The 19723-nt window shown below is 61.3% G+C and carries 14 protein-coding genes and 2 pseudogenes; 13 read left to right on the plus strand and 3 right to left on the minus strand.

Annotated elements, in window-relative coordinates:
- Window positions 1-100 precede the first annotated feature (100 nt).
- From BLV67_RS10875 to BLV67_RS10935, 13 genes and pseudogenes are all read left to right on the plus strand, one after another.
- The gene (locus BLV67_RS10875) at window positions 101-1510 is read left to right on the plus strand and encodes an amino acid permease (RefSeq protein ID WP_065930784.1); all 1410 of its coding nucleotides are present in this window, start codon (window positions 101-103) and stop codon (window positions 1508-1510) included.
- Window positions 1511-1525: 15 nt separating this feature from the next.
- Window positions 1526-2731 (plus strand): imidazolonepropionase, encoded by a 1206-nt coding sequence (hutI, locus tag BLV67_RS10880; protein ID WP_069786778.1) that lies wholly within the window; start codon window positions 1526-1528, stop codon window positions 2729-2731.
- A gap of 11 nt (window positions 2732-2742) precedes the next feature.
- Complete coding sequence (gene hutG, locus BLV67_RS10885; protein ID WP_069786779.1) at window positions 2743-3543, plus strand: N-formylglutamate deformylase; 801 nt, start codon at window positions 2743-2745, stop codon at window positions 3541-3543.
- 243 nt (window positions 3544-3786) lie between these two features.
- A complete protein-coding gene (locus BLV67_RS10890) occupies window positions 3787-4722 on the plus strand; it encodes a choline ABC transporter substrate-binding protein (RefSeq protein ID WP_068931316.1) in 936 nt (311 codons plus the stop codon).
- A gap of 92 nt (window positions 4723-4814) precedes the next feature.
- Window positions 4815-5744, plus strand: a complete 930-nt coding sequence (locus tag BLV67_RS10895; protein ID WP_069786780.1) for an alpha/beta hydrolase — start codon at window positions 4815-4817, stop codon at window positions 5742-5744.
- Window positions 5745-5848: 104 nt separating this feature from the next.
- The gene (gene pip / locus BLV67_RS10900) at window positions 5849-6820 is read left to right on the plus strand and encodes a prolyl aminopeptidase (protein ID WP_056860643.1); all 972 of its coding nucleotides are present in this window, start codon (window positions 5849-5851) and stop codon (window positions 6818-6820) included.
- Complete coding sequence (dtd, locus tag BLV67_RS10905; protein ID WP_065930779.1) at window positions 6817-7254, plus strand: D-aminoacyl-tRNA deacylase; 438 nt, start codon at window positions 6817-6819, stop codon at window positions 7252-7254. Before pip ends, dtd begins: the two co-directional genes overlap by 4 nt.
- Window positions 7255-7578: 324 nt before the next feature.
- The gene (locus BLV67_RS10910) at window positions 7579-9267 is read left to right on the plus strand and encodes a glucan biosynthesis protein G (RefSeq protein WP_170875855.1); all 1689 of its coding nucleotides are present in this window, start codon (window positions 7579-7581) and stop codon (window positions 9265-9267) included.
- Window positions 9260-11904, plus strand: a pseudogene (mdoH, locus tag BLV67_RS10915) (glucans biosynthesis glucosyltransferase MdoH). Before BLV67_RS10910 ends, mdoH begins: the two are co-directional and overlap by 8 nt.
- Before the next feature lie 111 nt (window positions 11905-12015).
- The gene (locus BLV67_RS10920; RefSeq protein WP_065930778.1) at window positions 12016-12816 is read left to right on the plus strand and encodes a transporter substrate-binding domain-containing protein; all 801 of its coding nucleotides are present in this window, start codon (window positions 12016-12018) and stop codon (window positions 12814-12816) included.
- Between the two features lie 220 nt (window positions 12817-13036).
- Complete coding sequence (locus BLV67_RS10925; protein ID WP_065930922.1) at window positions 13037-13834, plus strand: transporter substrate-binding domain-containing protein; 798 nt, start codon at window positions 13037-13039, stop codon at window positions 13832-13834.
- A gap of 154 nt (window positions 13835-13988) precedes the next feature.
- Window positions 13989-14948: an amino acid ABC transporter permease gene (locus BLV67_RS10930; RefSeq protein WP_065930777.1), complete on the plus strand. Its 960-nt coding sequence runs from the start codon at window positions 13989-13991 to the stop codon at window positions 14946-14948.
- Window positions 14941-15675, plus strand: coding sequence for an amino acid ABC transporter ATP-binding protein (locus tag BLV67_RS10935; RefSeq protein WP_017138597.1), 735 nt, complete (start codon window positions 14941-14943; stop codon window positions 15673-15675). Before BLV67_RS10930 ends, BLV67_RS10935 begins: the two co-directional genes overlap by 8 nt.
- Before the next feature lie 67 nt (window positions 15676-15742).
- On the opposite strand, the gene BLV67_RS10940 is transcribed toward BLV67_RS10935, so the two are convergent.
- From BLV67_RS10940 to BLV67_RS33655, 3 genes and pseudogenes are all read right to left on the minus strand, one after another.
- Window positions 15743-17650, minus strand: a complete 1908-nt coding sequence (locus BLV67_RS10940; RefSeq protein ID WP_069786781.1) for a methyl-accepting chemotaxis protein — start codon at window positions 17648-17650, stop codon at window positions 15743-15745.
- A 137-nt stretch (window positions 17651-17787) separates the two neighbouring features.
- Window positions 17788-18660: a methyl-accepting chemotaxis protein gene (locus BLV67_RS33650; protein WP_425272305.1), complete on the minus strand. Its 873-nt coding sequence runs from the start codon at window positions 18658-18660 to the stop codon at window positions 17788-17790.
- Window positions 18646-19704, minus strand: a pseudogene (locus BLV67_RS33655) (methyl-accepting chemotaxis protein); the annotation flags it as partial. The gene BLV67_RS33650 and the pseudogene BLV67_RS33655, both read right to left, overlap by 15 nt.
- Window positions 19705-19723 lie beyond the last annotated feature (19 nt).

Consider the following 19723-nt stretch of genomic DNA (forward strand, 5'->3'; position numbering starts at 1 on the left):
TGCGTGGGAATGCTGCCCTGGACGCTCCGCGTCCGCTTTTAGAGTCGTGACGCGGAGCGTGGGAACGATCTTCTCCTCATAAGAATAATAGGGACGAGAAATGCACCAGCAAGAAAAGGGTTTGAAACGCGGGCTAAGCGCCCGACATATTCGCTTCATGGCACTCGGTTCCGCGATCGGCACCGGGCTGTTCTATGGGTCCGCCTCCGCCATCCAAATGGCCGGCCCTGCCGTACTGCTGGCCTACCTGATCGGCGGCGCTGCGGTGTTCATGGTGATGCGCGCCCTCGGTGAAATGGCCGTGCACAACCCGGTGTCCGGTTCCTTCGGCCAGTACGCCAGCACCTATTTGGGGCCGATGGCCGGGTTTGTGCTCGGCTGGACCTACGCGTTTGAAATGATCATCGTCTGCCTCGCCGACGTCACCGCCTTCGGCATCTACATGGGCTTCTGGTTTCCCGAGGTTGCACGTTGGGTCTGGGTGCTGGGCATCGTGTTTTTGATCGGCGGCCTGAACCTGTGCAACGTCAAAGTGTTTGGCGAAATGGAGTTCTGGCTGTCACTGCTCAAGGTCGGCGCCATTGTGGCGATGATCCTCGGCGGCTTCGGCATCATGCTGTTCGGCATTCATTCGGCAGGCGAAACCCAGGCCAGCGGCCTGAGCAACCTGTGGGCCCACGGCGGCTTCATGCCTAACGGCATCGGTGGCCTGATCGCCTCGTTCGCGGTGGTGATGTTTGCGTTTGGCGGCATCGAAATCATCGGCATCACCGCCGGAGAAGCCAAAGACCCGCAGCGCGTGATTCCCAAGGCGATCAATGCAGTGCCGCTGCGCATCCTGTTGTTTTACGTGCTGACCCTGTTTGTGTTGATGGCCATCTACCCGTGGCCGCAGATCGGCAGCCAGGGCAGCCCGTTCGTGCAGATCTTCAGCAATCTGGGTATCGGCTCGGCGGCGACCATCCTCAATATCGTGGTGATCTCCGCCGCCGTCTCGGCCATCAACAGCGACATCTTCGGCGCCGGCCGCATGATGTACGGCCTGGCCCAGCAAGGGCAGGCGCCCAAGGGTTTCGCGCAATTGTCCAAACACGGCGTGCCATGGATGACCGTGCTGGTAATGGGCGCGGCGTTGCTCGGCGGCGTGGTGCTCAATTACCTGATCCCGGAAAACGTGTTCCTGCTGATCGCCTCGATTGCCACCTTCGCCACCGTGTGGGTGTGGCTGATGATCCTGTTTACCCAGGTCGCCATGCGCCGCTCCATGACCAAGGAACAGGTGGCCGAACTGAAATTCCCGGTGCCTTTCTGGCCCTATGCGCCAGCGGCGGCCATCGTGTTCATGCTGTTCGTGTTTGGTGTGCTGGGTTACTTCCCGGATACCCAGGCGGCTTTGCTGGTCGGCGCCGTGTGGATCGTGCTGCTGGTGCTGGCTTACCTGCTGTGGGTCAAACCCGCCGCCGGGCAAGCGGCCAGGGTCCAATACGACCCGGCTTTGTCTCATCGATAACTTAGGGAGGCGTTGATGAAAACGCTTTGGCAACACTGCCACGTCGCAACCATGGCCCACGGCAAATACTCGATCATCGAGGATGCCGCGATGGTCACTGCCAATTCACTGATTGAGTGGATCGGCCCGCGCAGCGAAGTGCCGACGGCGGACTACGCCCAGGTGCATGACCTGCAAGGCGCGTGGGTCACCCCCGGGCTGATCGACTGCCACACCCACACGGTGTTCGGCGGCAATCGCAGCGGTGAATTCGAGCAGCGCCTTGAAGGCGTGAGCTACGCCGAAATCGCCGCCAAAGGTGGCGGTATTGCCAGCACCGTGCGCGCCACCCGCGCCGCCACCGAAGATGAATTGTTTGCCAGCGCCGAAAAGCGCTTGCGCAGTTTGCTGCGTGACGGCGTGACCACGGTGGAGATCAAATCCGGCTATGGCCTGGACCTGGTCAACGAGCGCAAGATGCTGCGGGTTGCGCGGCGCCTTGGCCAGGTGCTGCCGGTGAGCGTGCGCGCCACGTGCCTGGCGGCTCACGCGCTGCCGCCGGAGTACAAGGACCGCGCTGACGATTACATCGAGCACATCTGCGCCGAGATGCTGCCGGCGCTCGCGGCCGAAGGGCTGGTGGATGCGGTTGATGCCTTCTGTGAATACCTGGCGTTTTCCACCGAGCAGGTGGAGCGTGTGTTCAAGGTCGCCCAGCAGTTGGGCTTGCCGGTGAAACTGCACGCCGAGCAGCTGTCCTCTTTGCACGGCTCCAGCCTCGCGGCGCGTTACCACGCACTGTCGGCCGACCACCTGGAGTTCATGACCGAAGAAGACGCCATCGCCATGGCCGCTTCCGGCACTGTCGCGGTGTTGCTGCCGGGTGCGTTCTACTTCCTGCGTGAAACCCAATTGCCGCCGATGGATGCGCTGCGCAGGCACGGCGTAAAAATCGCCATCGCCAGCGACCTCAACCCCGGCACCTCGCCGGCGCTGTCGGTGCGCCTGATGTTGAACATGGCTTGCACCTTGTTCCGCATGACCCCGGAAGAAGCCCTGGCCGGCGCCACGCAACATGCGGCCACCGCGCTGGGCATGGGCGACACCCATGGCTCGCTGGAAGTGGGCAAGGTTGCGGACTTTGTCGCCTGGCAGATTGATCGCCCTGCCGACCTGGCCTACTGGCTGGGCGGCGAACTGGATAAACGCGTCGTGCGCCATGGCGTCGACGTCACCGTCTGAGGAGTGTTGTTGTGGATAAGGTTCTGAACTTCAAACAAGGCCGCGTGCCGCTGCTGATCAGCATGCCCCACGCGGGTTTGCGCCTGACGCCTGCGGTCGAAGCCGGGCTGATCCCCGAGGCACAAAGCTTGCCGGACACCGACTGGCATATCCCGACGTTGTATGACTTTGCCGAAGCACTGGGCGCCAGTACCTTGTCGGCCGAGTACTCGCGGTTTGTGATCGACCTGAACCGGCCGTCCGACGACAAACCGCTCTACGCCGGCGCCACCACCGGGCTGTACCCGGCGACCCTGTTCGATGGCGTGCCGTTGTTCCGTGAAGGGCAGGTGCCGTCCGAAGAAGAACGCGTAACCTACCTGCAAAAGATCTGGGGCCCGTACCACCGCACGCTGCAAGAAGAGCTGGCGCGGCTCAAGGCCGAGTTCGGCTACGCCTTGCTGTTTGATGCGCACTCGATCCGTTCGGTAATCCCGCACCTGTTCGACGGCAAGCTGCCGGACTTCAACCTCGGCACCTTCAACGGCGCGGCGTGTGACCCCGAGCTGGCCAGCCAGCTGGAAGGCATCTGCGCTCAGCATCCGCAATTCACCCATGTGCTGAACGGGCGCTTCAAGGGCGGGCATATCACTCGCCACTACGGCGACCCGACGCAGGATATTCATGCGGTGCAGTTGGAGCTGTGCCAGAGCACGTATATGGAAGAGGTTGAGCCGTTCCGGTATCGCGCGGATCTGGCTGAGCCGACGCGGGTGGTATTGAAGCAGTTGCTGGAAGGGTTGTTGGCCTGGGGGCAGAGGCGTTACCGATAATTTTCGGTGCTGCTGAAATAGCTTTCGCGAGCAAGCCCGCTCCCACATTTGACCGAGTTTCAGCAGGAGAATGCGGTCCCAATGTGGGAGCGGGCTTGCTCGCGAAGGGGCCCTCACAGTCGCCCCAGTGCAACTGCCGGTCGCCACAGTTCGTGTCAGCAGAGGTCCCGCTAAGTAAGGTTGTGGATACGGCGCACCAGACGCCACTCCCCACAATAAAAGCTGCCGAGTGAGACCTCATCCATGAAAAGACTGTTGTTGACCCTCACCGCTGCCGCTTTGATCAGCGCCAACGCCATGGCCGCCGAACCCGCCTCATGTAAAGCCATCCGCATGGGCGTGGTCAGCTGGACCGACGTGATCGCCACCTCCGGCATGGCCGACGTGCTGCTTACCGGCCTGGGCTACGACAGCAAACAGACCAGCGCCGTGCAGCAGATCATCTTTGCCGGCATCCGCGACAAGCGCCTGGATATCTTCCTCGGCTACTGGAAACCGGCGATGGACAACAACATCGCGCCATTCCTGGCCGCCAGGCAGGTCAAGGTGTTCGACACGCCGAGCCTGGCCGACGCCCAAGCCACCCTGGCCGTGCCGCAATACGTGGCCGATGCCGGGCTGAAGACGTTTGCCGACATCGCCCGCTTCAAGGACAAACTCGGCGGCAAGATCTACGGCATCGAGCCGGGCAGCGGTGCCAATACCGATATCCAGAAGATGATCGACACCAACCACTTCGGCCTCGGTGGCTTCAAGCTGGTCGCTTCCGGTGAAGCCGGCATGCTCGCCGCGGTGCAGCGAGCGGTGAACCGTAAGGAGTTCGTGGTGTTCGTCGGCTGGACCCCGCACCCGATGAACATCAACATGAAAATGGCTTACCTCACAGGCAGTGAAGATGTGTTCGGCCCGGACGAAGGCCGCGCCACGGTTTCCACCGTCACCGCGCCGGACTTCGGCGAGCGCTGCCCCAACGCCAACCGTCTGTTGCAGAACCTGACCTTCACCGCCGCCCAGGAAAGCCAGTTGATGGTGCCGATCATGGAGCGCCAGTCGCCGCAGGATGTGGCCAGGCAGTGGTTGCGTGACCACCCTGAGGATCTGCAGCGCTGGTTGGCCGGGGTTACGGCGTTTGATGGCAGCGACGGTGTGGCGGCGGTGCAGGCCAGCCTCAAACCTTAAGCCGGGCACGGTAGATCAAACAACACAGAGCAACTGTGGGAGCAGGCAAGCCAGCTCCCACCTTTAGATCTCGATTGTCAGGGATATTGCGCATGTATCCGACTTCTCCGCAGCTAGCCGCCTTCATCACCAAAACCGAATCCTTCACCAGTGACGACTCGTCGCTGGCGGGCTTGCGCCACAACTACGACCGTATGTGCCAGGCCTTCACGCCACCGCAGCCTCAAGGGCTGCAACTGTCGGACTTTTCCCTGGGCGGCGTAGGCGTGCGTAGTTACCGACCCAGGGCTCCAGCGCCGACGGAGGGCTGGCCCTGTCTTCTCTATATGCACGGCGGCGGCTGGGCGGTGGGCGGGCTGAACTCCCACGACTTCATTTGCTTCGAACTGGCCAACACGCTGCAAGTGCTGGTGATCGCCATCGACTATCGCCTGGCACCTGAGCATCCGTTCCCGGCGGCCTACCAAGACTGTCGCGCCGTATGGCAGGCACTCCAGGCCGGGCAGGGGCCGCACGCCATCAACCTGCAACGCCTGGTGGTGATGGGCGACAGCGCGGGCGGCAATCTGGCGGCGGCGCTGTGCCTGGGGCTGCGCGACGACGGCCAGCCGCTGCCCGTGGCTCAGGTGCTGATTTACCCCGGCCTGGGCGGCCCGGCCGATTTGCCCTCGCGCCGTGACTGCAGGGACGCGCCCCTGCTCAGCAGCGCCGACACCGACTGCTACCTGGCAATGTACCTGGACGCTGCGGGCACGCCATCGGCCTATGCCATGCCTTTGTTGGCCGAGCATTTCGGCGGCTTACCCAAGGCGTTGATCGCCGTGGCCCAGTTCGACCCGTTGCGCGATGACGGCATGCTCTATGCCGAACGGCTGCAACAGGCCGGTGTGCCCGCCGTGCTGTATTCCGGCAAAGGGCTGGTCCACGGTTGCCTGCGCGCACGCGGCCAAGCCCCGGAGGTGGATCAGCTTTATAACTATCTGCTGCATTACCTCAGGCGCGAAGGGCTGACACAGGTCTAAGTATTCAAGGGCATGCTCATTGCACAATTCGGGTTTATGATGCCAGACGGCAAGAATAATAGACGTCCCCTCAGGGATGAACCCGACACCCTATGGAGCGCGCAATGCAGACTTGGTACCCGCAGATCAAACCCTACGCCCGGCACGATCTGGCCGTCGATGACACCCACACGCTGTACGTCGATGAGAGTGGCTCCCCCGAAGGCTTGCCTGTCGTCTTCATCCACGGTGGCCCCGGCTCCGGTTGCGATGCCCAGAGCCGCTGCTATTTTGACCCGAACCTGTACCGCATCGTGACCTTCGACCAGCGTGGCTGCGGGCGTTCCACACCCCGCGCGAGTTTGGAGAACAACACCACCTGGGATCTGGTCGCCGACCTTGAGCGCATCCGCGAGCACCTGGGCATCGACAAATGGGTGCTGTTTGGCGGCTCCTGGGGCTCGACCCTGTCGCTGTCCTACGCACAAACCCACCCCGAGCGCGTGCATGGCCTGATCCTGCGCGGGATTTTCCTGGCCCGCCCGCAGGATATTCACTGGTTCTACCAGGAGGGCGCCAGCCGCATGTTCCCGGATTACTGGCAGGACTACCTTGCCCCGATCCCGGCGGACGAGCGCCACGACATGGTTGCCGCCTACCACAAGCGCCTCACCGGCAACGACCAGATCGCCCAGATGCACGCCGCCAAAGCCTGGTCCGGCTGGGAAGGGCGCATGCTCGGTCTGTGCCCGAGCCCGCAGCATGTCGAGCGTTTTTCCGAGCCGCAGCGCGCCCTGTCGATTGCGCGTATCGAGTGCCACTACTTTACTAACAACTCCTTCCTGGAGCCCAACCAGCTGATTCGCGATATGCACAAGATCGCCCATCTGCCTGGCGTCATCATCCATGGCCGCTACGATATGATCTGCCCGCTGGATAACGCCTGGGAGCTGCATCAGGCCTGGCCCAACAGTGAATTGCAGGTGATTCGCGAGGCCGGGCATGCCGCGTCCGAGCCCGGCATCACCGATGCATTGGTGCGCGCGACCGGCGAGATGGCACGGCGCCTGCTTGATCTGCCGCCAGAAGAAGCATGAAGGGCCTGTTACAACGGGTGCGTGGCGCCCGGGTTGAGGTTGAGGGCGAAGTCGTAGGCTCTATTGACCAGGGTTTGCTGGTGCTGGTGGCCGTCGAACCTTCAGATACGCCCGAGAGCGCCGACAAACTGCTGCACAAGCTGCTTAACTATCGGGTGTTCAGCGACGACGAGGGCAAGATGAACCTGTCGTTGAAGGATATCGGCGGCGGTTTGCTGCTGGTGTCGCAGTTCACCCTGGCGGCGGATACCAAAAGCGGGTTGCGGCCCAGCTTCTCCACTGCGGCCCCGCCGGCCCTGGGAGCGGCGCTTTTTGAGCACTTGTTGTTACAAGCGCAACAATTGCATGGCAAGGTGGCGTCAGGGCGTTTTGGCGCTGATATGCAGGTGCACTTGGTCAATGATGGCCCTGTGACATTCCTCTTACAGACATGAATGTATTAAAAACGACTTTAATGCCTAAAAACGCAGGGTTTCACTACAAATACTTCGTTGTCCCTGATGCGTTGTATCGCGGGCTACTAGATAATCGCGCGCTATGGGGATCAGCGTAAATTGGTCCATTTTTGACTTAGGTAGAGACTTGTCCGACAAACCATTGGGGAATCATTTTGCCCCAGGGGAGTCGGAACAATGCTCGCCAACCTGGCATATAGATAGCTGGCCGTTGGTTTTTTGATCTGTTTTCGGCGAGGGTTGCTCGTGATTGTTAGTCCCTGTAATGCACCAAAATTGTCTGCTAAGCGGTTACGAAACGCACTGGTAACGGGCTCTGCCCTGTTTTGCCTGTTCGGCGCGGGTCAACTGTGGGCATTCAGTCTGGATGATGTGTCGGCCAAGGCAAAAGAGCTGGCTGGGCAGAAATACGAAGCTCCGCGCAGCAATCTGCCTAACGAATTTCGCGAAATGAAATTCGCCGACTACCAGAAGATTCGTTTCCGCAACGAAAAAGCTGAGTGGGCCGATCAGAACACGCCGTTCAAGCTGTCCTTCTATCACCAGGGCATGCACTTCGACACGCCGGTGAAAATCAACGAAGTGACCGCCGACAGCGTTCAGGAAATCAAGTACGACCCAAGTCGTTTCGATTTCGGCGACGTGAAATTTGATCCTAAAGCCACCGAACAGCTGGGTTACGCCGGCTTCCGTGTGCTGTACCCGATCAACAAGGCCGACAAGCAAGACGAAATCATGACCATGCTCGGCGCCAGCTACTTCCGCGTCGTCGGCAAGGGCCAGTCCTATGGCCTGTCGGCCCGTGGCATGGCGATTGACACGGCATTGCCGTCCGGTGAAGAGTTCCCGCGTTTCACCGAGTTCTGGATCGAGCGCCCTAAACCGGGCGAGAAACAGCTGGTGATCTTCGCCCTGCTGGACTCACCGCGTGCCACCGGCGCCTATCGCCTGACCCTGCGTCCTGGCACCGACACCATTGTCGACGTCAAATCCCAGATGTTCCTGCGTGACAAGGTCAGCAAGCTGGGCATCGCCCCGCTTACCAGCATGTACCTGTTCGGCGCGAACCAGCCTTCCAAGGTGCTTAACTACCGCCGTGAGCTGCACGATTCCAGCGGCCTGTCGATCCATGCCGGCAATGGCGAGTGGATCTGGCGCCCACTGAACAACCCTAAACACCTGTCGGTCAGCAACTTCGCCGTCGAGAACCCGCGTGGTTTCGGCCTGCTGCAACGTGGCCGCGACTTCAGCCACTACGAAGACCTGGACGACAACTACGACAAGCGCCCAAGCGCCTGGATCGAGCCTGAAGGCGATTGGGGCAAGGGTTCTGTCGACCTGGTAGAGATTCCGACCGCCGACGAAACCAACGACAACATCGTTGCGTTCTGGAGCCCGGCCGAGCTGCCGAAAGTCGGCGAGCCGCTGGATGTCAGCTATCGCCTGCACTGGACCATGGACGAGAAAGACCTGCACCCGGCCGACAGCGCCTGGGTCAAGCAGACCTTGCGTTCCACCGGTGACGTGAAGCAATCCAACCTGATTCGCCAGCCTGACGGCAGCGTGGCCTACCTGGTGGACTTCGAGGGCCCGTCCCTGAAGAACCTGCCGCCGGATGCGCCAGTGCGCAGCCAGGTGAGCGTGGGTGACAACGCCGAAATCGTTGAAAACAGCGTGCGCTACAACGAGCACACCAAAGGCTGGCGCCTGACCCTGCGCATGAAGATCAAGGACGCAGGCAAGCCCACCGAAATGCGTGCCGCGCTGGTCGAAGACATCGTGAAAGCTGAGCCTGAGAAGGTCTCGACCCAGGTGCTCAAGGCCGACAAACTGCTGGCCAAGCAACACGAAAAACAGGCCAGGAAAGACGCCAAGGAAGCGAAAGACAAGGACGCCAAGCAGCCAGAGGCTGCCCCCGCCAATCCGGAGCCGGAAAAGACCGAACACGTCCTGACCGAAACCTGGAGCTATCAGTTGCCTGCCGATGAGTAATTCTCAAGCCACGCCAGAGACCCTGTCCGAGTACCTGGCGCACCTCCCGATGACCGCAGAGCAGCGCGCCGAACTGGCGGGCTGCACTTCCTTCAGCGAGCTGCACGAACGTCTGTCTTCGAAGACGTTCGACGCACCCACCGAGGCTGCCCAAGCCTCGGTCGGCCGCCGGTTGACGCTCAATACCGCCGAAGAGCTGCAAGACGCCGAGATGCTGGCGCTTGACGCCAACGGCCGGGTTTGCCTGAAGGCCACGCCGCCGATCCGTCGGACCAAAGTGGTGCCGGAGCCATGGCGTACCAATATCCTGGTGCGTGGTTGGCGCCGGATGACCGGTCGCACCAACCCTCCGGCGCCGCCGAAGGATGAGCGCGTATTGCCGGCAGCACGCTGGCGTACCGTGGGTTCGATCCGTCGCTATATCCTGCTGGTGCTGATGCTCGGCCAGACCATCGTTGCCGGCTGGTACATGAAAGGCATCATGCCGTACCAGGGCTGGTCGCTGGTCGACTTCGACGAAATCCGCAACCAGACCCTGCTGCAAACCGCTACCCAGGTACTGCCTTACGCCTTGCAAACCAGCATTCTGATCATGTTCGGGATTCTGTTCTGCTGGGTTTCGGCCGGCTTCTGGACCGCGCTGATGGGCTTCCTGGAGTTGCTGACTGGCCACGATAAATACCGGATCTCCGGTAAAAGTGCCGGTGACGAGCCGATTCCGAAGGACGCCCGCACCGCGCTGGTGATGCCGATCTGCAACGAAGACGTGCCCCGGGTCTTTGCCGGCCTGCGCGCTACGTTCGAATCGGTGGCCGCCACGGGCGACCTGGACCGTTTCGATTTCTTCGTGCTCAGCGACAGTAACGAAGCCGATATCTGTATCGCCGAACAGCAAGCCTGGCTTGATGTGTGCCGCGAAGCCGGTGGTTTCGGCAAGATCTTCTATCGCCGCCGTCGCCGTCGCGTAAAGCGCAAGAGCGGCAACCTCGACGACTTCTGCCGTCGTTGGGGCGGTGAATACAAGTACATGGTGGTGCTCGACGCCGACAGCGTGATGAGCGGCGAATGCCTGACCAGCCTGGTGCGCTTGATGGAAGCCACGCCGGATGCCGGGATTATCCAGACCGCGCCGCGTGCGTCGGGCATGGACACTCTGTATGCGCGCATGCAGCAGTTCGCCACCCGCGTCTACGGCCCGCTGTTTACCGCTGGTCTGCACTTCTGGCAGCTGGGTGAATCCCACTACTGGGGTCACAACGCCATCATTCGTATGAAGCCGTTTATCGAGCACTGCGCCCTGGCGCCGTTGCCGGGTAAAGGTGCGTTTGCCGGTGCGATCCTCTCCCACGACTTCGTTGAAGCGGCGCTGATGCGCCGTGCCGGCTGGGGCGTGTGGATTGCCTACGACCTGCCGGGCAGCTACGAAGAACTGCCGCCGAACCTGCTGGATGAGCTCAAGCGTGACCGTCGCTGGTGCCACGGTAACCTGATGAACTTCCGCCTGTTCCTGGTCAAAGGCATGCACCCGGTGCACCGTGCGGTGTTCCTGACCGGCGTGATGTCCTACCTGTCGGCGCCGTTGTGGTTCTTCTTCCTGGTGCTGTCGACGGCATTGCTGGCAGTGAACACCTTGATGGAGCCGCAATACTTCATGGCACCACGCCAGTTGTACCCGCTGTGGCCCCAATGGCACCCGGACAAGGCGGTGGCGCTGTTCTCCACCACCATCGTGCTGCTGTTCCTGCCTAAATTGCTCAGCATTATCCTGATCTGGGCCAAGGGCGCGAAAGAGTTCGGTGGCAAGTTCAAGGTGACCTTGTCGATGCTGCTGGAGATGCTGTTCTCCATGCTGCTGGCGCCGGTGCGCATGATCTTCCACACCCGTTTCGTGCTCGCCGCGTTCCTGGGCTGGGCGGCGACCTGGAACTCGCCGCAGCGTGACGACGATTCCACGCCATGGAGCGAGGCGGTCAAGCGTCACGGCCCGCAGACCCTGCTGGGCTTCCTGTGGGCGTTGTTGGTGGTGTGGTTGAACCCAAGCTTCCTGTGGTGGCTGATTCCGATCGTCGGCTCGCTGATGCTGTCGATTCCGGTGTCGGTGATCTCCAGCCGGGTCAAGCTGGGCCTCAAGTCTCGCGACGAGAGCCTGTTCCTGATCCCAGAGGAATACAACCCGCCACAAGCCTTGCTGTCGACCGAGCAATACACCCACGAAAACCGTTGGCACGCCCTCAATGACGGGTTTGTGCGTTCGGTGGTCGACCCGCAGCAAAACGCCCTGGCCTGCGCCCTGGCGACCTCGCGTCACCGTGAGGCGGAGCCGATCGAGCACTTGCGTCAGGAACGTGTGCGCCACGCGATGAAAGTCGGCCCCGCCGGCCTCAACAACGGCGAGCGCCTGGCATTGCTGAGTGACCCGGTAGCCTTGGCTCGCCTGCATCAGCAGGTGTGGAGTGAAGGTCATGCCGAGTGGCTCGGTGCCTGGCGTGCATCGGTGAAGGCTGATCCGCACGCGCCATTGCTGCCGCTGCAACCGCTGTCGTCCCAGGCCCAACCGGCCTGATTCCGACGCCCCCGAGGGCTCACCTCGGGGGCGTTAGATGCGCTGTTCCTACAGCGTTCAGAATATCCTCCTAATACCGCTAACCCCTTGTTATTTCGAAACAAAAGACCTTTGTTCGAAGCGTATTGCCGTGCCTGTCGCTGGGGTAGCATCGCCCCCAAATTGACTAGGTCGCAGGGGGTTTCATGATCAAAAGGTATTGTTCGGCGGTGCTGAGCGGCGTCATCGCATTGATTTACGCAGGCTGGTTGAGTGCTGGTGCCCTCGATGAGGCGGTTCGACGCGGTGTGCTTAAAGTCGGCACCACGCCCACCTATGTGCCCTTTGAAATGAAGGACAAGCAGGGCCGTATCGTTGGTTTTGAGGTCGACTTGCTGCAGGCGATGAGCCGCGCCTTGGGCGTCGAGCTTGAACTGGTCGCCGTGCCTTATACCGAGTTGCTGCCGGGGCTGATGGCGAAGAAGTTCGACCTGATCGGCAGCGGCATGACGGTGACGCAGGAGCGCAACCTCAAGCTGAATTTCAGCGACTCCTTTATCGTGGTCGGCCAGACCGTACTGCTGAACCCCAGCCTTGCCGGCAAGATTGCCAGCATCGAAGACCTCGACGAGGCGGGTTACCGCATCGCTGCGACTGAAGGCACCACCGGCGAAGCGGCTGCGCAGCGGTTTCTGGGCGCCGCGCACCTGAGCAGCTTCGCAACGCCCGAAGAGGGTGTGCGCCAGGTGGTGGAGGGCAAGGCCGACGCCTTTGTCCATGACGCGCCCTACAACCTGATCGCGATGACCAGGCCGGAAAACCATCGGCTCTTCGCCCTTGAGCAGCCATTTACCTTTGAGCCCTTGGCGTTTGGGCTCAAAAAAGGCGACTACGACAGCCTCAATTGGATCAACCACTTCCTCAATCAAATTGCCCAGGATGGCACCTACGATCGGCTGCACGACAAGTGGTTCAAGGAAACCGACTGGATGGCGGAGATCGACTGAACGTCATAACTGCTTACACATCAATCAATTGCCGCGCCGTTGTGCTGATGTGTCTAGTGCCTGCGATGTGCTGCACCGTTGTGGGGCTTTTCCGACATACGCCGATAACATTTACCCGTGAAACCTTTGTGACGGGCAACGAGTGGGTTAGGATCGCACCCCGAATTGGTGCAGCCCTTTTGCGCGCCGGCGTTATAAGAATCTTTCAGGGGACTTGATGATGAAAAAGTATCTTTCGATGCTGATGCTCGGCGTCACCGCGCTGGTCGCGGCCACTGCGGCGCACGCGGGCGCCATCGATGATGCGGTCAAGCGCGGCACGCTGAAAGTCGGCATGGACCCGACCTACATGCCGTTCGAAATGACCGACAAGCGCGGTGAAATCATCGGTTTTGAAGTCGACATCCTCAAGGCCATGGCCAAGTCCATGGGCGTCAAGCTGGAACTGGTATCCACCGGCTACGACGGCATTATCCCGGCCTTCCTGACCGGCAAGTTCGACATGATCGGCAGCGGCATGACCCTGACCCAGGAGCGCAATCTGCGCCTGAACTTCAGCGAACCCTTCATCGTGGTCGGCCAGACCCTGCTGATTCGTAAAGACCTGGAAGGCACCATCAAGTCCTACAAAGATTTGAACGACGAGAAATACCGCCTGACCTCCAAGCTCGGCACCACCGGCGAGATGGTTGCCAGGAAGCTGATCTCCAAAGCCAAGTACCACGGCTATGACAACGAACAGGAAGGCGTGCTGGACGTGGTCAACGGCAAGGCCGATGCCTTTGTGTATGACGCGCCGTACAACGTGGTTGCCGAGAAGAAAGTCGGTAATGGCAAGCTGGTGTTCCTGGAAGAACCCTTCACCTTCGAGCCACTGGCGTTCGGCCTGAAAAAGGGCGATTTCGACAGCCTCAACTACATCAACAACTTCCTGCACCAGATCCGCAACGACGGCACCTACGATCGCATCCATGACAAGTGGTTCAAGAGCTCCGAGTGGCTCAAGGACATGGAATAAGCGCTGACACCGAGTCGATCGTTCCCACGCTCTGCGTGGGAATGCAGCCCGTGACGCTGCGCGTCACAAAGCGGACGCAGAGCGCCCAGTGAGGCATTCCCACGCAGAGCGTGGGAACGATCTCATGCCAGGCGATACATCTTCGGAAAGTGAAATGAAACAGAAAAAAGCCCAATGGCCCTGGCACCTGCTGACCGTGGTCGTGCTGGTCGGCCTGGCCGGCGCGTTGTACTACGCCACCTCGTTGATGTCCTACGAGTGGCGCTGGAACCGCGTGCCGCAGTACTTCGCCTATCAGGCCGAAACGTCCCAGCGCGCCGCCGACATCTCCACCGTCATTGAGCTGGTGCGCAAAGGCGACGTCGCCGAAGTCACCTTGCGCAACGACGCAGGCACCGAGCAAAAGCTGACCGTGGCCGACAACAGCCTGCAAGTGTCACGTGGCGACGACGTGGCCGAAGGCGATGTTATCGGCGTCACCCGGCATTGGGCGCTGGGCCCGTTGATGTGGGGTTTGTGGACGACCTTATGGTTGTCGGTGGTCTCCGGAATCCTGGGTTTGGCGATGGGTCTGGCAACCGGCTTATGCCGTCTGTCGAGCAACCCGACCTTGCGCGATCTGTCGACGATCTACGTCGAACTGGTGCGCGGTACGCCGCTATTGGTGCAAATCTTTATCTTCTACTTCTTCATCGGCACGGTGCTCAACCTGTCCCGCGAATTTGCCGGGATTGCCGCGCTGTCGCTGTTCACCGGCGCTTACGTGGCGGAAATCGTGCGCGCCGGTGTGCAGTCCATCACCCGTGGCCAGAACGAAGCCGCCCGCTCCCTGGGGTTGAGCGCCAGCCAGTCGATGCGCCACGTGGTGTTGCCGCAGGCGTTCAAGCGCGTACTGCCGCCATTGGCCGGACAATTTATCAGCCTGGTGAAAGACACCTCGCTGGTCTCGGTGATCGCGATTACCGAGCTGCTTAAAAGCGGCCGTGAAGTGATCACCACCTCGTTCTCGCCCTTTGAAATCCTGTTCTGTGTGGCAGGCCTGTACCTGCTGATCAACCTGCCGCTGTCGAAAATGGCCAGCCGGCTTGAGCGGAGGCTCGCGCAAAGTGATTGAAGTCCGCGATCTGGTAAAAGTCTTCGACACCCGTGGCCAGGTAGTGCGCGCCGTGGACCACGTGACCACCCAAGTCGCCAAGGGCGAAGTGCTGGTGGTGATTGGCCCGTCAGGTTCGGGCAAGTCCACGTTCCTGCGCTGCCTTAACGGCCTGGAAGAATTCGACTCGGGCTCGGTGAGCATCGACGGCCTGCAACTGGCCGACCCGAAAACCGACGTGAATGCCTACCGCCGTGAAGTCGGCATGGTGTTCCAGCACTTCAATTTGTTCCCGCACATGACAGTGCTGGAAAACCTGTGCCTGGCGCAAAAAGTCGTGCGCAAGCGTGGCAAGCAAGAGCGTGAAGCCAAGGCCTTGGCGCTGCTGGAAAAGGTCGGTATTGCGCAGAAGGCCAACGAGTTCCCGTCGCGCCTGTCCGGTGGCCAGCAACAGCGGGTAGCCATTGCCCGCGCGTTGGCCATGGAGCCCAAGGTGATGCTGTTTGATGAGCCCACCTCGGCGCTGGACCCGGAAATGGTCGGCGAAGTGCTGGACGTGATGAAGACCCTGGCCCTGGAAGGCATGACGATGGTCTGCGTCACTCACGAGATGGGCTTTGCCCGTGAAGTGGCAGACCGCGTGCTGTTCTTCGACCACGGCAAATTGCTCGAAGATGCGGCCCCGGCCGAGTTCTTCGATGCACCGAAAGACCCGCGCGCCCAAGCCTTCCTGCGCCAGGTCCTCTAATGATCGTTCCCACGCTCCGCGTGGGAAAGCCTCCTGGGACGCTCCGCGTCCCGACGTTAGTGACGCCTCAAAGCCTGAATTTACCCACCAACGTCTGCAAATCCAGGCTCAACCGGGTCAACTGAGCGCTCGCCGCGGCTGTTTCCTCACTGGCCGCAGCGGTTTGTTCGGTGACATCCCGCACCTTCAACACACTGCGATTGATCTCTTCCGCCACCGCGCTCTGTTGTTCGGCGGCGGCAGCAATCTGCGGGTTCATTTCCTGGATGATCGACACGGTGCGCGCAATCGCGGCCAGGGCATCGCCCGCATCGCGGGTCAGGCCGACGCTGTTGTCGGTCAGGCTACGGCTGCTGTCCATGATGTCTGCGACCTGCTGGGTGCCGGTATTCAGGCCGAGGATCAAGCCTTCGATTTCTTCGGCAGATTCCTGGGTGCGCTGGGCCAGGCTGCGCACTTCGTCGGCGACTACCGCAAAACCCTGGCCGGCACTGCCCGCGCGCGCCGCTTCAATGGCTGCGTTCAGGGCCAGCAAGTTGGTTTGCTGGGACACTGACTTGATCACGTCGAGCACGCTGCCGATTTTCTGGCTTTCGTGTTGCAGCGCAATCATCGCCTGGCTCGAGCGCGCCATCTCATGGGCCAAGTGGCCGATTTGCTCCATCGCCTGGGTCACCACTTTTTCGCCGGCGCCAGCCTCCTGGTCCGCTTCATTGGCCGCCACGGACGCCTGCTCGGCGTGCCGGGCGACCTCCTGGGCAGTGGCGAGCATTTCATTCATTGCGGTGGCCACCTGATCGGTTTCCTCCTTCTGGTCGTTGACCCCGGCGCGAGTCTGTTCGGTGACGGCGGATAACTGCGTTGCGGCACTGGCGATCTGCCGGGTGCTGTCGCCGATACCGCTGATCAGGTTGCGCAAGTTGCGGGTCATTTGCCCGATGCTCTGCTGCAACTGGCCCAGCTCGTCGCGACGGTCCTCTTCAATGTCCCGGCTCAGGTCGCCGTCAGCAATACGGTGGGCGGCCGTAAGGATTGCGCGCAGAGGCACGACAACTTGCCGAGCGATCCACCAGGCGGCGAGTGCACCGAGCAGCAAGGCCGCCACGGTAACGCTCAGCAGCCGTGTGTGGGTCTGCTCGGCTTCGCTGTCACGCTTGGTGTTCTGATCCACGCTCAGTTGACGGCTTTGCTCACGCAAATCATTGAGCTGCTGTTCAAAGCGGTTTTGCAGGGTCTCGGTGTTGAGCTGTGCTTCCTTGAGCTTGGTCAATTGTTCGCGATAGTTGGCCAGGTCGGCTTTAAGCAGCGCCGCGTCGACGGGCAGTGCGGTTACCGCCGCTTGTGCCACATTCAGGGCGTCGAGTGCCTGAATAAGTGCCTCGGCATAGGCTTGCAGCGACTCCGCGGCCCAGGCCGGGCTCTGAGCGCGATCTTCGGCCTGCTCCATGGCCTGACGCAGGTTTTCGATGGCGTCCAAGGCTTTTTCATCTTCCTGGTTGGGCAAATCGCTGGCGAACTGGGCGAGGCTGTCGCTGGCCTGCAGCGCGGTTTTCTTGAGGTCCGGGCGGATGCGCTCGCGTTGCTCGATCAATGCGGGCAAGTCCGCCAGCGCTGTCTTGAAGCTCGTCACCAAACGTGTCGCTTCCTGCAGTCGCTGCACGTCGGCCGGGTCGTTGAGGCGGCTTGAAAGGTCGGCCAGTCGCTGGTCGATCTTTTCGGTCTGCGCGTGCATTTTGGCCAGGCTGCTGGCATCTGTCAGGGTGCGGTACACGATCCTGTCGGCGCGCATGGCCTCGGCGTCAAGGGCCAGTTGCCCAAGGGTCGTCAGGCTGTTTGAGCGATAAAGCACGTCTTTCAAGGCCTGCCAGCCGGTCGCGGCGATCAGGATGCTTAAGATCAACACTTGGCCGAAACCCAGTGCGAGTTTGAGACGGATGCTGGCGTTGACCAGCAAACGGGTCAGCCGAGGAAACATGGTGAACCTCCAAATCTGGGAAAGCATTTCGCAACAGCTGAAACGCTAAATCGATTCGAGGTCGTGGCGGGCTGATAACTACGTAGGAAATTTCATAAGTTGCGGCGGCCTTGATCCGGCCGCCGCGTAGGTGCGGGTCAGATGCGGAAGCGCCCGACCAGAGACTGCAAGTAGATCCCCAAGCGTGCCAGTTCGGCACTCGAGGCGGCAGTTTCCTCGCTGGCCGAGGAGGTCTGTTCAGACACGTCGCGCACATTCAACACGCTGCGGTTGATCTCCTCGGCCACAGCGCTCTGTTGCTCGGCAGCAGTGGCAATCTGCGAGTTCATCGCCTGGATAGTCGAGACCGTACGCGTGATATTGCTCAGCGCGTTGCCGGCGCGGCGGGTCAGTTCGACGCTGCTGTCGGTGAGGCCACGGCTGTTGTCCATGATGGCCGCCACCTGCTGGGTGCCGTTTTGCAGGCCGACGATCAGTTCTTCGATCTCCTCGGTGGACTTCTGCGTGCGCTGGGCCAGGCTGCGCACCTCATCGGCCACCACCGCAAAGCCGCGACCGGCCTCACCGGCCCGCGCTGCTTCAATCGCCGCGTTCAGCGCCAGCAGGTTGGTTTGTTGTGCCACCGACTTGATCACATCGAGCACGCTGCCGATCTTGTCGCTTTCGCGCTTGAGGTCGCCCATGGCCACCGTGGAATGACCGACCTCGGTCGCCAGGCGCTCAATCTGCGCGATGGCTTCACCCACCACCTTGTCGCCTTCACGGGCTTGTTGGTCCGCCGCCACGGCAGCTTCGGAGGCTTCTTCGGCGTTGCGCGCCACTTCCTGCACGGTGGCGGCCATTTCGTTCATGGCGGTGGCCACTTGGTCGGTTTCGACCTTTTGGCTGTTAACCCCGGCGCTGGTCTGTTCGGTCACGGCCGACAGTTGTTCGGCAGCGCTGGCAATCTGGGTGACGCCGTCGCTGATACCGCCGATCAACTCGCGCAGGCCGACGCTCATGCTTTGCATGGCGCGTTGCAACTGGCCCAACTCGTCCTGGCGGGCGGAGTTGAGGTTATGGCTCAGATCGCCCGAGGCCACGCGCTCGGCGACTTGGAGGGTCTGGTTGAGCGGGATCACGATCTGGCGGGTGATGGCCCAGGCGGCGAAAATGCCGAAGATCAGCGCCAGCACGGTGGCCAGCAGCAACAGCTGTTTAGCGTGGGCGGCATCGGCATCGCGCACGGCGGTCTGGGAGGTGGTGAGTTTTTCGCTGTGCCCCAGCAGGATATCGCCCTGGGCGGTCATGATTTTCAGCGCGGCGGCGCTGGCCACCTGGGAGTCGCGGTACTGGCTGACGGCGGCGCGGTAGGCTTGCAGGGACACGCCGGCCTCTTGCAGGTTGGCCTGGTATTGCTCAGGTAGCTTGCCTTGCAGGTCGGTGATTTTCTTCAGGGCATTGTCGATGGCATCCAGGGCTGGTTGCTCGGCTTCGGTCTTGCCGCTGTAGGTATAACCGCGCACCTGGAAGCGCGACTGCTGGATCAGCTTGCTCAGGTCGACCACGCTGTTGAACTGCGTGACGCTGTCGCCTTGCAGCAGGGCCGCTTCGATTTCGTTGATCTTGGCCACGGCGTTGTCGGCAGTGTCACCGAGCTTGCTGCGTGCGCCCTCGCGCTTGAGGCCGGCCAGGACCATAGTGCCAAAGGCTTTTTTGTATTGGCCCAGGGCTTGCTGCTGTTGCTCGACCAGGGCTTTGTCGTCGGGTTGCTCGATCAGCGTTTCGGCGGTTTTGAGGCCATCGTCCAGTTGCTTCAGCAGGCTGTTGACGGCGTCGGTGCCTTGTTCGCCCCGGCGCATTTCAAAGTCCAGGCGCGCCAGGCGCAGGTCTTTGGTCAGGCCGTTGAGGCTGGAGATAAAGCCCAGCTTGTCGCCACGACTGGTCACGTCGCCCAAGCCGGTCCAACCGGTGAAGGTGGTCACCAGCGTCAGGATCAACACCAAGCCAAAGCCTATGCTCAGCTTGCGATTGACGCTCACATTCCCCAGTTTTTCGGCTAACCAACGATACATACTGCGATCTCCTTTGGAA

Origin of the sequence: Pseudomonas salomonii, assembly GCF_900107155.1 — a bacterium.
GTDB classification, from domain to species: domain Bacteria; phylum Pseudomonadota; class Gammaproteobacteria; order Pseudomonadales; family Pseudomonadaceae; genus Aquipseudomonas; species Aquipseudomonas salomonii.